Source organism: Bradyrhizobium sp. HKCCYLS2038 (assembly GCF_051167655.1).
Lineage (GTDB): Bacteria > Pseudomonadota > Alphaproteobacteria > Rhizobiales > Xanthobacteraceae > Bradyrhizobium.
Map to the genome: position 1 here is coordinate 47,940 of NZ_JBNPTM010000017.1, position 15,402 is coordinate 63,341.

Annotated in this window: 12 protein-coding genes and 1 pseudogene; 12 read left to right on the plus strand and 1 reads right to left on the minus strand. The window is 63.7% G+C overall.

Features of this window, described 5'->3' with window-relative positions:
• Positions 1-102 precede the first annotated feature (102 nt).
• The 9 genes and pseudogenes from ACQR1I_RS35755 to ACQR1I_RS35795 all read left to right on the plus strand — a co-directional run.
• Entirely contained in the window at positions 103-816 is a 714-nt protein-coding gene (locus tag ACQR1I_RS35755; RefSeq protein ID WP_434870953.1) for a DUF268 domain-containing protein, read from the plus strand.
• Complete coding sequence (locus tag ACQR1I_RS35760; RefSeq protein ID WP_434870954.1) at positions 813-2,108, plus strand: lipopolysaccharide biosynthesis protein; 1,296 nt, start codon at positions 813-815, stop codon at positions 2,106-2,108. The genes ACQR1I_RS35755 and ACQR1I_RS35760 overlap by 4 nt, the downstream gene beginning before the upstream one ends.
• Positions 2,105-3,571 carry a hypothetical protein gene (locus ACQR1I_RS35765; RefSeq protein ID WP_434870955.1) on the plus strand — a complete coding sequence of 489 codons (1,467 nt, stop codon included), beginning with the start codon at positions 2,105-2,107 and terminating at the stop codon, positions 3,569-3,571. The genes ACQR1I_RS35760 and ACQR1I_RS35765 overlap by 4 nt, the downstream gene beginning before the upstream one ends.
• Positions 3,571-4,314 (plus strand): class I SAM-dependent methyltransferase, encoded by a 744-nt coding sequence (locus ACQR1I_RS35770; RefSeq protein ID WP_434870956.1) that lies wholly within the window; start codon positions 3,571-3,573, stop codon positions 4,312-4,314. Before ACQR1I_RS35765 ends, ACQR1I_RS35770 begins: the two co-directional genes overlap by 1 nt.
• The gene (locus tag ACQR1I_RS35775; RefSeq protein ID WP_434870957.1) at positions 4,311-5,522 is read left to right on the plus strand and encodes a CgeB family protein; all 1,212 of its coding nucleotides are present in this window, start codon (positions 4,311-4,313) and stop codon (positions 5,520-5,522) included. Before ACQR1I_RS35770 ends, ACQR1I_RS35775 begins: the two co-directional genes overlap by 4 nt.
• Before the next feature lie 64 nt (positions 5,523-5,586).
• Positions 5,587-6,447 carry a glycosyltransferase family 2 protein gene (locus ACQR1I_RS35780; RefSeq protein ID WP_434870958.1) on the plus strand — a complete coding sequence of 287 codons (861 nt, stop codon included), beginning with the start codon at positions 5,587-5,589 and terminating at the stop codon, positions 6,445-6,447.
• A complete protein-coding gene (gene asnB / locus ACQR1I_RS35785) occupies positions 6,447-8,456 on the plus strand; it encodes an asparagine synthase (glutamine-hydrolyzing) (protein WP_434870959.1) in 2,010 nt (669 codons plus the stop codon). Before ACQR1I_RS35780 ends, asnB begins: the two co-directional genes overlap by 1 nt.
• 332 nt (positions 8,457-8,788) lie before the next feature.
• Positions 8,789-8,860, plus strand: a complete 72-nt coding sequence (locus ACQR1I_RS35790) for a hypothetical protein (RefSeq protein WP_434870967.1) — start codon at positions 8,789-8,791, stop codon at positions 8,858-8,860.
• A gap of 547 nt (positions 8,861-9,407) precedes the next feature.
• A pseudogene (locus tag ACQR1I_RS35795) lies at positions 9,408-9,750 on the plus strand (transposase); the annotation flags it as partial.
• 341 nt (positions 9,751-10,091) lie between these two features.
• Here the strand turns inward: ACQR1I_RS35795 and ACQR1I_RS35800 are convergent.
• Entirely contained in the window at positions 10,092-10,454 is a 363-nt protein-coding gene (locus ACQR1I_RS35800) for a hypothetical protein (RefSeq protein ID WP_434888885.1), read from the minus strand.
• Between the two features lie 411 nt (positions 10,455-10,865).
• Between ACQR1I_RS35800 and ACQR1I_RS35805 the strand changes: the two genes are divergently transcribed.
• The 3 genes from ACQR1I_RS35805 to ACQR1I_RS35815 all read left to right on the plus strand — a co-directional run bounded on the left by ACQR1I_RS35805 (position 10,866) and on the right by ACQR1I_RS35815 (position 14,986).
• Positions 10,866-11,876, plus strand: a complete 1,011-nt coding sequence (locus ACQR1I_RS35805; protein ID WP_434870960.1) for a class I SAM-dependent methyltransferase — start codon at positions 10,866-10,868, stop codon at positions 11,874-11,876.
• 796 nt (positions 11,877-12,672) lie between these two features.
• The gene (locus tag ACQR1I_RS35810; RefSeq protein WP_434870961.1) at positions 12,673-13,005 is read left to right on the plus strand and encodes an acyltransferase family protein; all 333 of its coding nucleotides are present in this window, start codon (positions 12,673-12,675) and stop codon (positions 13,003-13,005) included.
• 1,396 nt (positions 13,006-14,401) lie between these two features.
• Positions 14,402-14,986, plus strand: a complete 585-nt coding sequence (locus tag ACQR1I_RS35815) for a DUF2939 domain-containing protein (protein ID WP_434870962.1) — start codon at positions 14,402-14,404, stop codon at positions 14,984-14,986.
• The last annotated feature ends 416 nt before the right edge of the window (positions 14,987-15,402 follow it).

A 15,402-nucleotide genomic window follows, 5' to 3' on the forward strand; every position in this document is an offset into this window, starting at 1 on the left:
ACGAATCTCTCGGTTCGCTGATCCATCGGCCGCAATCCGGACGCCCGCACGGAAGATGATTGGTTCGTGATGCTGGACTTCGCCAAGCGCTGGATCGGCGCGGTGCTCGACTGGCGCCGCTTCGTCGCGCTGCGCTACCTGCCGCGCTATGTTGCCGACTGGGCCGCCTTCCGCGCTCAAGCGCCTGGCTGGTCGATGACGCTGGCCGACAGCTATCCCTGCTTGGCCGACCGACTGCCGGTCACGCCCTTCGATCCGCATTACTTCCACCAGGGCAACTGGCTGGCGCGCCGGCTCGCGGCGACGAACCCGCCGCAGCATGTCGATATCGGCTCCAGCGTTCTGATGGTGGGCGTGCTGTCGGCCCATGTGCCGATCGTCTTCGTCGATTATCGGCCGCTGACGGTGCCCATGCCGGGCCTCAACTGCGTCGCTGGCGACATCAGCAGGCTGCCCTTCGCCGAACGCTCGCTCGCCAGCCTGTCCTGCCTCCATGTCATCGAGCATATCGGCCTCGGCCGCTACGGCGATCCGATCATCGGCGAGGGCGCGCGCCTTGCCGCGGCGGAGCTGCAGCGGCTGGTCGCGCCGGGCGGCAGGCTCTATCTGTCCACGCCGATCGGGCGGGAGCGCATCTGCTTCAACGCCCACCGGGTTTTCGACCCGGCCACCATATTGGCCTATTTCCCGGAACTCCGCCTTGCGCAGTTCTCCTACGTCGGTGACGAAGGCCTTTTGCACGAGGACATCTCTCCCGCCGGGCTCCCACCACTCGATTATGGCTGCGGCCTGTTCGTCTTCCAGCGGTCAGCATGAAGGCCTATATCCGCGAAATCGCCTGGGTGGCGATCGCCCAGGGCGTGGCCTTCGTCGGCGGACTTGCCACCGTGAAGGTCGCCGCCGTCGTGCTGGGTCCGTCGGAATACGGCAAGCTCTCAGTCGGCCTCGCCGCCGTCGGCGTTCTCCAGGTCTGCCTCTACGGCGCCATTTCCCAGACGGCGACGCGGTTCCTTGCCTTCGCCGGCAGCCACGGCCAGCTGCGCGAATACGACTTCGCCCTCGCCAAGCTCACGGGTCTCGCGGCGATCGTCATCCTGCTGGCGCTGGCGGTGGCCGCCGTCACCGGAGTGAAGCATTGGTTTCCGGTGCCAGCGTCGCTGCTCGCGATCTACACTATCATCAGCGGTTTCCAGGCCGTGATGATCGCGGTGTTCAATGCTGCGCGCAAACGTCAGCTGGTCGCCATCCTGCTGATCGCCGAGGCTTTGCTGCGGCCCTCGTTGATCCTCGCGCTCACCCGGAGCCCGGAGCCGACAGCCATCGAAGCCATGACCGGCTACGTGCTCACGGCGGGCACCACCGCCCTCATGATCGTCGCCTTCCGCTATCTGCTCGGCTGGTCATCGCTCGAGCGAATCTGGTCGCGCGACAGCGAGCCGCCGGCCGTGCAGGTGCGCAGCCTGACTTGGGACATGGTGTTCTTCGCCGCGCCCTTCCTGGTGTTCGGACTGCTGGGGGCCCTGGGCACCCATGGCGAGCGCTTGTTGCTGGCGCGATGGGTGTCGTGGTCGGATGTCGGCAGCTACGCGCTGATGGCGCAGCTGGTCGGCGCACCCAACGTCTTGTTTACCTCCGCGCTCAACCAGTTCTACTTCCCCCTGATCTTCCAGTCCGACCCCGGCGGCACCCGTCAGGTCGGGCGCAGCTTCCGGCTCTATTTGCTTGTGAGCGTCGCCGGCATTGTCGTCATCACTGCGACGGTGGCGACGCTGGGGGCGTATCTGATCCCGCTGTTTTCCAGCCGCGACTTCCTCGGCAACGAGCATCTGCTCTGGTATCTCGGCATGTCCGCCGGACTGTTCTGGATCGGTCAGCAGCTGGTGCTGCCGGGCCTGCGGCTGAACCGGCCGGCGGTCTACATGCCGGCAAAGCTGATGCATTCGGTGGTCCTGCTGGCGGCCTCCGTGCTGCTGGTGCCGGCCTGGGGCGTCAGCGGCATGGGACTGGCGTCGGTGGCCGCCGCCGCCGCCTATCTTGTGGCGACGCTGCTGGCCAATCTCTGGCTCCGCCGCACCATGGGTGCGCGGGAGGAGGTCTGCCGGCCGTGATCACGTTGCGCGCCGGTCAATGTGTGTGCCTCGCGGCCGCCGCCGCGGCCTTCGTCGCCGGCCTCGTCCTCTATCCCGGCAACAGGTTCGTTTTCGCCGGCTTCAGCGTGGTGATGTTCGGGCTGCTGGGGGGCGCGTTGCGCACGCCGCGGCAGTATGCGCACCTGTTTCTTGCGCTCGCCTGGTTCACCGGATTCTGGTTCAAGTATCTCTATCATCTGGTCACCGGCGCGCCCTATTACGAACTCTCCGGATCCTTCGACAACAGCCCGGCGGCGTGGGACGCCGTCTTCACCGTCATTGCCACCGGTTTCTCTGGCTATGTGGCGGGCCGGTTGGTCTGGAGCGCAGCGGCGGGACGGCTGCAGATCGCCGCGGAGGCCCGGACCATGTGGTGCCCGTCCTGGTGGCCGGCGCGTCGCAACCTGATGTGGCTGGCGGCGGGCGCGCTGGTATTGCTTGTCGTGCTGGCCAACCAGGAATTCGGCCTCCTGACGCGCGGCTATGTCGCGAAGCTGATCCTGCCCTGGCCGCTCGGCGGCCTGTTCGCCTGGATGACGGATATAGGTCTCGCTCTGCTTCTGGCGATCTTTCTGGTCTGGGATCGCCTGAGTGGTTGTGGCGTCGCCCGCGGCTTCGCCGCGCTGGCGGCCGAGGGGGCGCTCTTCTCAGTCTCGACGCTCAGCCGCGGCATCTACTTCTTCCACACCATCCCGGCGCTGGTGACGGAGGGCGGCGCGGCACTCCGGGCCTCACGCCGCCGCCAGCTCGCGCTGCTTCTCATCATCTGGATCGCCGCCGGGGTCGCGGTGCCGTCGGCCACGACGTTCCTGCGTCTGTTCGGCAGCCAGTCGTTGCCCACCACCGATGCGCAACTGGCGAACAGCCGGTCGGTCGAGCGCCGGACTGAGACAGAGCTGTCCGCTGGGGTTCTTTTATCACAGTTCGAGGTGATGGCCCGCCTGCTGCTGATCGACCGCTGGACCGGACTCGAAGGCACCATGGCGACGGTGGCTTATCCGGCCAAGAGCATGGGGCTGTTCGCCGAGGCCGCACTGAAGCGTCGCTCCTACGGCACCGTCGACGTCTACACGCGCCGGATTAGCGGTGCGAGCTTCAGCGAGGAAAACGCGAAGATCTATCACTTCGCGACGCTGGCCGGGCCGATCGCCTTCCTCTATTTCTCCGGATCGCTGCTCCTGGCGTTCGTCGGCATGGCGTTTCTCGCGCTGCTGGTCTCCGGCTTCGAATGCGCTTGGCGCTGGCTGGTGGGCGACCGCCTGCTGGTCGCCGTCAGCGGCCTCTATTTGGCACTAGTCGTGCTCCAGCTCAGCGGCAGCGTCGTCCAAGCGGTGACCGGACCGCTCGCAGTCACCGCCGTCTTCGTCCTTCTCCGGTCGCTGGGGTCGCTAGTGGCGCGCTCCGGCCCGGCACCGTCCAGTCCCACGCAGGTTCTGTCGTAATGGATTTCCTCAGGTCCTGGGTCGCGCGCAGCGATCTCTTCGCCTTTAATCTGCGCAACCGCGACCGCTGGATCGCCACCCAAGCTGCCCGCGTGCCGGCGGGGGCGAAGGTGCTCGATGTCGGGGCCGGCTCGGCGCCGTATCGTGCGCTGTTCGGCCATTGCAGCTACCGGACCCAGGATTTCGCCCAGCTGCGGCCCGACCAATTGCGCCACGGCGGCTACACCGCCATCGATATCGTCTCCGAGGCGCACAACATCCCGGTTCCGGATGGCAGCTTCGATGCGATCGTCTGTACCGAGGTCATAGAGCATGTGCCCGAGCCCATCGCAGTGATCCGCGAATTTGGGCGGATCCTGGCCCCCGGCGGCCGTCTCATCCTCACCGCACCGCTCGGCTCGGGCATCCACCAGGAGCCGTATCACTTCTATGGCGGCTACACTCCGTTCTGGTACCGGCGCTTTCTCGGCGAGGCCGGCTTCGACACCATCGTGGTCGAGGCCAATGGCGGCACCCTGCGCCACGTCGCGCAGGAGACGGTTCGCTTCGTCAGCCAGACCACCCCCCTGAGGCTGGCCGCCCCCGCGCTCGTCCGATTCGTTTGGGCGCCGTTCTGGATGCTGCTCGCCCCGGTGCTCGCCCTCGGCGTTCCACTCGCGGCCCGCTGGCTCGATCGCTACGACGCCGACCAGCATTTCACCGTCGGCTACCACGTCACCGCGACCCGCAGGGGAGCGGAATGAAGATACTTTGCGTGCTCAGTCGCTACGCCTATGGCAGGCCGGAGCGCGGGGACAACTACGATTATGTCCATTTCGTGCCGGCCTGGCAGCGGATGGGGCACGAGGTCGAGGTCTTCGACAGCGGCGACCGTTCGCGTTTTTCCGATTTCGCGGCGCTCAACCGCGCGCTGGTCGAGACCGTCGTGTTGGTCCGTCCCGACATCGTGTTCTGCGTGCTGATGCATTACGAGATCTGGTCCGAGACCCTCGATCTGATCCGGACCCGGACTCCGGCCCATGTCGTCAACTGGGGCACCGACGATTCCTGGAAGTTCGGCCAGGCCTCGCGCTTCTTCGCACGCCATGTCGATCTGCACGTCACCACCGACCGCACAGCTGCCGAACGGGCGACGGCGCTCGGCCTGCGCAACGTCCTACTGTCGCAATGGGCCGCGTCGGAAACCATCCTCGCCGAGCCCTTGCTGTCATCGGACTGCCAATACGATATCAGCTTCGTCGGCAGCCAGTACGGCTATCGCGGCGAATGGATCGCGGCGCTGCGCGCGGCCGGTCTCACCGTCGCCTGTTTCGGCCATGGCTCCGAACATGGTGTCGTCGCGGCGTCCGAGATTCCGAAGATCCACCGCGCGTCGCGCATAGCGCTGAATTTCTCAGGCGCGGGACAGCGCGGGGCAGGTGGCTCGGCGCGCCAGATCAAGGCTCGCGTCTTCGAGGTGCCGGGGGCGGGTGGCTTTCTGCTGACCGAGACCGCGCCGGGGCTGGACGCGTACTACGTGCCGGGCGCGGAAGTCGGCGTGTTCGACACGCCTGAGGATCTCGTCGCCAAGTGCAGATCATATCTCGCGCAGGCGGTGCAGCGAGATGCAATTGCGCAAGCGGGTCACCAGCGGACGGTGGCGCAGCACACTTATGGCAGCCGCTTCCGCGAGGTGCTGCAGCGTCTGACGGCGACGGACGACAGCCGTCCAGCCCGGTCCTGGCAGTTGTCGGCGGATGCGCTCGACGACGCCGTACGGCGCCATCGGCAACATTCCGGGCTGGGCTGGCTGCGCTGGTGCCTAGTCGCACCGCTGACGGCGCTGTTTGGGCCGCAGCGCGGACCCAGGGCAGCGCGGCGGCTGCTGTTCGAATGCTCCTGGCGCCTCGTCGGCGCGCGCACCTATCGGGCCGGCGGCCTCGCCGGCCGGCTGTTCTACGCCGAGAGCTGACGATGCCCCTATCCACGACGATGTCTCGATCCCAGAATATGCTGCCGCACGAGGCGAGCCGTCCGTGACGCTGGTCTCGGTGATCATGTCGATGCGCAACAGCGCCGCCACCGTGGCGGCGGCCGTCCGCTCGGTCCAGCTGCAGACCTGGCCGAACTGGGAGCTGATCGTGATCGATGACGGCTCCACTGACCGCAGCGCCGCGATCGTCACCGGATTCCACGATCCGCGCATCCGCCTCGTGCGAGAGCCGGGCTCAGCCGGTCTCGCGGCGCGGCTGAACCAGGCGGTCGGGCTCAGCCGGGGCGAACTCATCGCCAGGATGGACGCGGACGACATCTGCTTTCCCGAGCGCCTCGCGCGGCAGGTGCATCACCTGCAGGAGAATGTGGCGATCGATCTGCTTGGTTGCGGCGCGGTGGTGTTCAGTGAAGCGTCCGGTCTCGTTGGCACGCTGCCGGTCGGCCTCAGCCACACCGACATCACCGCCCAGCCGCGGCGCGGCTTTCCGATGCCGCATCCGACGTGGTGCGGCCGGGCCTCTTGGTTCCGGGCCCATCCCTATGATCCCGCGCTTCGCAAGACCCAGGATCAGGATCTGCTGCTGCGAACCTATGCCCTCAGCCGCTTCGCGTGCCTGCCGGACATCCTGCTGGGCTATCGCCAGGACGATTTCGACCTGCGCAAGGTGCTGACCGGACGACGGGCCTATGCCGGCGCGCTGTGGCGCCAGCGCGCCGCGAGCGGCATCGCGGGTGCACTCGGCGGCATTGCCGGTCAGCTGCTCAAGGGCGCGGTGGACGGCGTTGCGACCGGGCTCGGGCTGACGCGGCTCGCACAGCGACGGCGGTTGAAACCGGTGCCGCCGGCGATTGTCAGCCAGTGGGCCGCGGTGCAGCGGCAATTGTCGGGGGGGCCGGCCTGATGTGCGGCATCGTCGGACTGCTGCAACCGAACGGCGGCAACGCGGACCAGATCGGCCAGGCGCTGACGCGGATGGCCGGCGCGCTCCTTCATCGTGGGCCGGATGCCGGCGACGTCTGGACGAGCCCCGACGGCGGCGTCGGCTTCGGTCACCGGCGGCTGTCGATCCTAGATCTGTCAGCGGCGGGCGCGCAGCCGATGCACAGCGCCTGCGGACGGTTCACCATCACCTTCAATGGCGAGATCTACAACCATCTCGACATTCGCAAGGAACTCGACGGCGCCGGTGCTGCGCCGGCGTGGCGTGGCCATTCCGACACCGAAACGATGCTGGCGGCGATCGGCCATTGGGGCGTTGCAGATGCGCTGCGCCGCTTTGTCGGCATGTTCGCCTTCGGCCTTTGGGATGCGAAGACCCGTAACCTGACGCTGGCTCGCGATCGCTTTGGCGAGAAGCCGCTGTATTACGGCTGGAGTGGCCCGCATCTGGTGTTCGGCTCCGAGCTGAAGGCGCTGGCTGCCACGCCGGGTTGGGCGCCGGTGCTGGACCGCCGAGCCCTCACGGCGTTCATGCGCTACTCCTATGTGCCGGCGCCGGCCACCATCTGGCAGGGAATCCGGAAGCTTCCTCCGGGGGCGCTGGTGAGCTTCGCCGACGGGGCCGCGCCGGGCGTGATGCCGGCACCTTCGGCCTACTGGTCGCTGCGCGAGCGCATGCTGGCGGGGACGGACAATCGCATCGCCGACGAGGGCGAGGCGATCGATGAACTGGGGCGCCGCCTTGCGACGGCGATTCGCCGGCAGTGCCTCTCCGATGTGCCGGTCGGCGCCTTCCTGTCGGGCGGGGTCGATTCCTCGACCATCGTCGCGCTGATGCAGGCCCAGAGCAGCCAGCCGATCCGCACCTTCACCATCGGCTTCTCCGACGGGGCATTCAACGAGGCCGACGACGCCCGCCGCGTCGCGGCACATCTCGGCACCGATCACACCGAACTCTATGTCGATCCGCAGACTGCGATGCAGCTGATCCCGCGGCTGCCGCGGATATATGACGAGCCCTTCGCCGATTCTTCGCAAATCCCCACGCACCTGGTGTCCACGCTGGCGCGGCAGCACGTTACCGTGGCGCTGTCGGGCGATGCAGGCGACGAGCTGTTCGGCGGCTACAATCGCCACATATGGGGCGAACAGCTGAACGCGCGCTTCAGCCGCATTCCCGTGCCCCTGAAGCGTATGCTCGCGGCGTCGCTGGGCGCGCTGGCGCCCGAACCGATCGGAGCGCTGGCGCGCGCGCTCGAGCCGGTGCTGCCGGCACGGCTGCGCGTTCGGCGGGCCGGCGACCAGGCGCTCAAAATCGCGCGCATCCTGAACGCCGCGTCCTTTGACGACATGTACCGACTGCTCAGCTCGATCGACGACAGGCCAGAGACTGCGGTGGTGCTCGGCGGCGAGGATCCGTCGTGGGCGAGGACAGAAATGGCTTCGATCGAGCGGCCGCTCGATCCGCTCGATCGCATGACGCTCGCCGATGGCCTCAGCTATCTCAGCGACGACATCCTGCACAAAGTCGATCGCGCCGCCATGGCGGTGAGCCTCGAGACGCGGGTGCCGTTCCTCGACCACGACGTCGTCGAATTCGCTGCGCGCGTGCCGCCGGAGATGAAAGTACGCGCCGGCCGCGGAAAGTGGCTGGTGCGACAGCTGCTCTACCGCCACGTTCCCGCGCAACTCATCGACCGGCCGAAGACCGGATTCAGCATCCCCCTGGACGCTTGGCTGCGCGGCCCCTTGAAGCCCTGGGCAGCGGACCTGCTGGCGCCGGACCGGCTGCGGGCCCAGGGACTGTTCAATCCGTCCAGAGTGGGGCAGATGTGGGCCGCGCACCTGTCCGGCCAGCGTAACCACGGCTATTGGCTCTGGAACGTGTTGATGGCGCAGGCCTGGCACGACGAATGGTGTCCGGCCAGCCAGCCTTCATCTTCTTGTATCCGATTAGTTCAGGATCATTGACAATCTCTCCGGCGGCAACGCCGCCCCATACTTGCGCATTCCGAGCAACAATCAGCAGCGCAGACCGATTGGCGCGAGCGTGCGCAATTGTTCGCTGGCACAACGAAACCTGTCTGCGCCTGCAGATACCGGAGGGCGCGCGGGGGTGCTAGCTAGAGAACGGCTGCGGCATGGCCGCGAGACGCCGGCGCACTGAAGCCGCTTCACCGCCTATGGATCGAAGCATGTCGATGGTCGCCGCCCGCCCGCGCCCGTCGCCCGGATCCGATCTTCACTGAGGGAGCGCGTAGGCCGCATGGCGATCACGACCCGATCGCGAGATCAAGATCAGCATGAGCAGCCCCGGCAATCCTTACGAGAACGCCAAGGCCGAGAGCTTCATGAAGACGCTCAAGGCCGAGTAGATCAACGGCAAGACATTCGCCGATCTCGACGACGCCCGGCGCCGGATCAACAGCTTCATCGCCGAGATCTACAACAAGGAACGGCTGCACTCGGCGCTCCTCGATCCCCCCTTGAGTTCGAGGCCGCCTTCGCGCAGAACAACACACGATGAACTTCACCCCCTGTCACTGAAATTATCGTGTCTCACTTGAGGGGGGCAGTCCAATGTGTAATCCTAATTCGATGATCAAAAACGTTCACGGGACCGCCGTTTGTTCGGCATTGCGCCGGATCACGACCGCATTGGCAACCTGCCAGAGCTGCTTGGCATTTCCCCCGGCTAGCCAGCGCCCTTTTTTGCAACGGCTCTGATGGCCGCGAGTGGGTCATGGAACGCTGGGGATGCCGTCTTCGCAAAAGGCGCTGATGGGGGGGGACGAGGCGCCGCGCGCGCGGCCAAGTTCAAGGAGAAGGGCAAGGCGGTCGATGACGTGCCCCAGCCAGATAAGGTCAGTTTTGATCGGAATTTTCCACTTAGGATCCCGACCCGGGACGGAGGAGAGTTCCATGAAGACATCGAAGTTTTCGGAAGCGCAGATCGCGAGGCTGAGGACGGCTTGGGGGTTGCGCAGGTTTGCCGCAAGGCCGGGATCAGCCAGGCTGGGTATTTCAATTGGAAGAGGAAGTATGCGGGCCTGATGCCATCGGAGGTGAAGCGGCTGCGCCAGCTCGAAGAGGAGAACGCCAAGCTAAAGCGGATCGTTGCGGACTTGGCACTCGACAAGGCCATGCTGGAGGATGTGCTCTCAAAAAAGCTCTGAAGCCTGGCCGCAAGCGCGAGCTTGTCGACGAGGTGCGGAGCGACTGGAAGGTCTCCATCAGGCGGACCTGTTCGACCCTTCGGATCGATCGCGCACCGTGCGTTTTGGCGACGCTCGGTAGGAGATGCAGCATCGGCTTGGCCTATTTTCGGGGAGCACTTCACGACGCCAAAGCGCTCCAGCGGCCGCTGGAGGACAACGCCATCGCGATAATTGCTCGCGGTCTCAAGGGAGACGGCGAGCCGTCTCAATGCGAACGGCATGAGGGGAAGCACTCCGGACTAGCCGTCATTCGCCTCCGAAGCCGCTAGAACAAACCGCCGACCCGATCGGAGACTGGCATCCAGATCGAGCCGGCGGTCACGCGGCCGCAATTGTCAACTTGACGGCGGTCTAGTGTATGACGAACGATTAGCCGCGAGCAAGCTCCTCAGTTCGGTAAAGCAATTGACGTGTAAATTGAACACTGAGGAAGTTCCCGCAGCAGTCTCCGAAGCCTATCCGGACCGGCCCTGGACCAATAGTCCAGCCGGATGCCGTTATCGGGCGGCTGGCCACCCCTGGTCCGGTCTGCAATCGCGGCCTCCTCGAGCCCGAGCCTGCTGCGATCGGTCCGGCCGATCTTGACGACGTCGACCAAGCGCTGACCGAGCTCGAGCTGCGGCATCGGCGGAGGCACTGATGGCCGCCGGCGATCGAGCTGCCGCCCGAAGTCGCCCGCGCGTTCATGGCCGACCTCGAGGCGGCCGGCGGCGGCACAGGCAACACGGTCTTCGGCTCGGCGGGTCATCATGGCGGCGCCGTCGGCCTCACCGAGGATGCGAACTGCCTGGGCGCGATCGCCTGGCCGGAGAGTAGTCGCGTGTACCGTGCAGTCTGCAGCGACCAATTAGTTTGCGCTAAAAGAACGGTTATGCCGCCGAAGACGATCAGTAGTTCGAACTAGGCGAGGACATTGACGAGTGTTCCGGATTGAAGGATCTTGCTGTTTTCGCCCGCAATTTGCGAACGTTTCCTGAAGAAAATTTGCAATTTACATGGCGCCGATGCGGCGCGCGCGGGAATTTCAGATGTCAGACCTGCATCGTTTATTCGCGGCAGTGAGAGATGTCAGGTATGGAGTGCGGATTGCGCAAAGGAGGAATATATAAAAAGTGTTTGAGTTGCGGATGGCCGCTAATCGCCTTCGGCCGGAGGACGGGAAATGCGTACGAGACTCTTGAATTACCTATGTGACCCGATCGACGGGTCAGCCCTTCGGCTGGATGATGGCGCCGAGCGGGTCGGTGACGTCGTGTCCAATGGCATACTCGTTTCCGAAACCGGGCATCGATACGAGATCACGAATGGCGTGCCCCGCTTCGTGCTGGATCCTGCGCTGAAGCAGACCGTCGCCTCGTTTGGCGAGGAGTGGAATCACTTCAACTACGATCGCTTCAAGGCCAACTGGCTTGCGCACATCGCCAACGGCGCCTTCGGATCGCCAGACTATTTCCGCGGCAAGGTGATCGTTGACTGTGCCGCCGGCAGCTGCATGCACGCGCGCTGGATGTCCGAATATGGTGCCGATTACGTGATCGCACTTGAGCTGTCCGACAGCGTCGACGGCGTAGTGCAGCAGAACCTTAGAGACATCCACAACGTGGACGTTGTTCAGTGTTCAATCGATGCTCATCCGATCCGCCCGCTGTCGATTCACGGATTGGTAATCTGCAACGCCGCCATCCAGCACACACCAAACGTGGAGCGAACGGCTAAGGCGCTCTGGCGCATGGTCGGCTCGGAGGGTGAACTTGCGTTCAGCTGCTATGCGAGATTTCCCTCAGACCCGCTCTGGATGGCTCGCTATCTGCTGATCTATCGGCCCTTGCGAGCCATCTTGTCGCGATGTTCGTTTCGGACGATCCTTGCCTACGCCAAGCTGATGGCCCGTCTCCGCTTCGTCCCTTTGCTCGGGCCTCTTCTCGAAAAGGCGAACTTCATGATCCGGGGTGATGTGCCGCTCGGTGATCGCTATTACGAGCGGCTATACGAGAGCGCCGTGCTCAACACATTCGATTGGTACGGCAGCCATAAGTATCAGCACCAGCTCAGCGCCGATGAACTCGCCGCCATCTGCTCAGGGCTTGAGCCCAAGCCGCGGCGCGTTCTCAACATTGATGCTTACCGTCGTCGGCCCGTTCCCCCCGGGCTGCCGATCCGGCTGTACGCCTAGTGCTCGAGAAAGGTGGGGCTGTTTCGTGAAACGGCCGGCTGTCCTGCACCACGCCTGACGGCTGCGTCGCCAGGCGCTAGCTTTTGGCCGTGCTCGGGTGTGCGAAGCAGCTGCCGTACGTTTGTAACGTCCCTTCGGCTCGTCCTTAAGCGTCCGTAGCAAGCCGCTCGGCGGGGGGGTGCTTGAGTTGCTGATTGTTTTCGGACGTGCCGGGTTCGCCCTCAACTTGAGTTACTGTGAGCACGATCTGCGCTTCGTCGTGTCAGAGCTGCCGACGCCGGAGGTGCCTCGAAAGCCGGCACTTTGCATCGCAGAGTTAAGGCGAGCGACGGCGGAACGCGACTCCGCCATGGCGGCGCCGATCGATCTCACCACGCGAGAGCTGTTCGTGTTCGGCGCCACGCGTACCGATTCCAGTCCCATCATTCCGCGTCACACCGGACGTATGCATCGTGCTGTTGAATCGTCTTCTCGGTGCGGCCCATTGCGCCGGCGGCGTTCCGGAGCGATACGTTGTGCTACATCATCGCACTTCAAGGCCCATGATGCCGCCTCGCTACGGCGTCCGCCATTCGTGTTGTCTCGGCCGCTGCCGCAGGCCGCCCGGTCGCATCACCGCCGGTGTGATGCAGGGTGTCACCGGTTGGCCGGTGCGCAGCCGCATTTCGGGCATGCTTTTCCGCTGTTCGTTTCGTAGGTCGGCACGGGTCGGACGCACCCGCAACCGCACGCATTCGTCGTCGGCTACCCGGCGGTGCTCCCTTGTTTTTTTGTGCCGCCCGATGACGGAGAGAACATGGCGAAATCAAGTTACCTGCTATGGTTCGATGCCGCACGCGGGATTGCGGCAATGTGTGTGCTGGCTGGACACGGCTACCAGGTGTTCTACTCGCGTTCAGAGGGTATCGAGTTGATATGCGCGGTCCTCGGGACGGCCGCAACTTACGCTGTTTATATATTCTTCGCCATGAGCGGCTATCTGATTACGCTTAGCATTACTAACAATATCCGACGTAATAGCCGGTTTGTTGCGCTAGATTCATCGTGTCTCGGATCGTCAGGATCTATCCGCCCCTCGTTGGTGCAATCGCAATCGCAATCGCAATCGTGGTCTTGGTCGGAATGGTGATCCGAGCCATGAACCTCCCGCCGCCTGGACTACCAGGTCGTGAGATCTATCTGTTTCGTTCGGCTGATATATGGACCACCCTTGCAATGCGCGGGGGGCTTTGGCAACGCAGACGGCCCCTTGTGGAGCCTCTTCATCGAGGGGCAGATCTATCTTATCGCAGGTGGCACTGCGATGATTGTGTGGTCGCGCCGCTTGCCGGTCGCCCTTGCTGGGGCTGTTGCGATCTATATCGGCGTGACACGAGCAAGGAACGAGCACTTTCCGCTGTATGCCGCAATCTGGCTCGGTGGATCCGCTCTTCGTTCACTCCGATCAGGCGAGCGGTGTTTGCACCGCCAGCGTTCCTGATCAACTCCGGGGCGTTCTCATACAGCCTGTACGTGATCCACTTTCCTCTCCTGCTTTTGGCATGGTCGATCACTCAAGCGATCGCGACGGTTCCCAACACACTCGCAATGATCTTGTGTGGATTGACGACTATCCCTATCGCATATGGCTTTGCGTGCCTGGTCGAGCGTCCTCAATACTTAAAGAAGCTCATTACGTCCCAACTGAAGGGTCTTAGTTTATGGATACGCCAGGAGCGCATCAACTTGGCTCTTGCGCGCTACAGACGGTGACAACCGCAAGTGTGACATCATCTCGTGCACGAGCTCGGTGCATTGGGAGTTTAGGGCCGTATGTCGTCGGACGTGCCCCCGACATTAGCAGATTGCCGCGCCATGTGGCATATCGGGACAACTACCTTCGAATAGCCATTTCATCAATCACATGCAAGTTCATTCATGTCACGCGTGCGTTGTTGAGGAAACCGTTGATCTGCTCTTTCATTCATCGCGATCAACCCCGGTCTTTTAACGCTCAGCGTTCTTGATCGACTTCGGGGCGTTCTCGTAGAGCTGGTGGTCCGAGCCCCTCGTGGCATCCAGCGATGAGGAGAGTTCCGATGGCGCTTGAGTCCCTTGAGTTCGGTATAGGTCTCGTACGGCACGGATTGCGGTCGGGACAAGACCTGCTCGCCGAGGCGGCGCTTGCAGCCATCTAGGCCGCAGTGGGTGGGCCGCAGCGGGAGAATGTTCCTCGCCGCCCGAAAACTACCTTCAGCCAGTTGGCGGAGCTCACGTCTGGCAACCCACTGGTGCTGAACGTGCAGGATGGGGGCTGACGCTGTGCGCTTTGAAGTCGGTCGGGCCGGGATGGCACTGGACCGGAGTTCCGAGCGTTGGTGCCGAGAGCCCTCGTTAATTCAGACAGCGAGACAATAAAGGCAGGGCCGCGAGCCGTGGCACAAAACGACGCCGGATGCGTTTTCAGCGTGGGCTGCGGGCGCTGCAGTTCTTCGCGAGCCCAAGTCTTTGCGAGCCCATGCAACAGATATTTGGAAACCTCCTGAATGCGATGGTTGTTGGGAGTTTTACTTGCACTGTCTATCGGGCTTGCGATCTACATCGGATCGGCCGTTGTGTCGCTTGGCCGCTTGATCGAAGCGGCCCGCGCTGGAGACGCGGCTAGTGTTTTTGCGCGGATAGATACGACCCGCCTGCGGCGCTCCTTGGTCGATCAGGTGGTTGCCGCATACTTAAAAGAGATAGGTCGGGATCGGCCGGTGAAGCCGCTGGAGCGCATAGCTGTAAACACCTATGGGGCGTCCGTGGCAGATGCCCTGATCGCCAAGATGCTCACGCAGGAAAATCTCACTAGCATTTTGAATGAGGGCGCGATCGCCTCAAGCCGCGGCGTGGTGACATTGCCGCGTCTGACTGAGGTCGACACGTCTCGGGTGCTCGAAACCCTGAAGCGGATATCTCCAATTAAGCCAGTCGAGTTTTTGATCCGTTTGGGCGAAACGGCAGATGCAGGAGGTGTTAGCATTCATTTTGAGGGCGATGGTTGGAAGTTATCCGGCATCGAGCTGCCTTCCGCCGTCGCGCAGGCGCTTGCCAAGGACCTCACAAACGCCAAAGAGCGAAAAGGGTGAGAAATCCGATTTTCCATTCCATCGTATTATCCGAGCGCATTCCTGATGCTGAGCTAGCAGCGCCGACGATACCGGTGATCACCTACTTGAAGGTGTGGGTGCGATGAGCCAAAAAATTTTAACGCTACGGCATGATAACCCTCCTGCAAACAGCGCAAGCGCATCACTAAACACCACGCGCATTCTCATAGCAGAAATCAATGGAATGTATTTTGTAGGCTAATCTCGATTATCGAAATGGCTTCGTGGGGGCAGCGCGGGCGCAAGGGTCTGCGAATCAGCTGTCGGAACAGCTCGCTGTACGTAAACCCGCGCGCGCAGGAGTTGCGATCAGACAGCGATCGTGTCCCGTGTCGTGGTGTAGCTCGCGGTGGGTGACCGCGTTCGCCGGCGAGAGCCGGGCTGGTCAGCTGGCG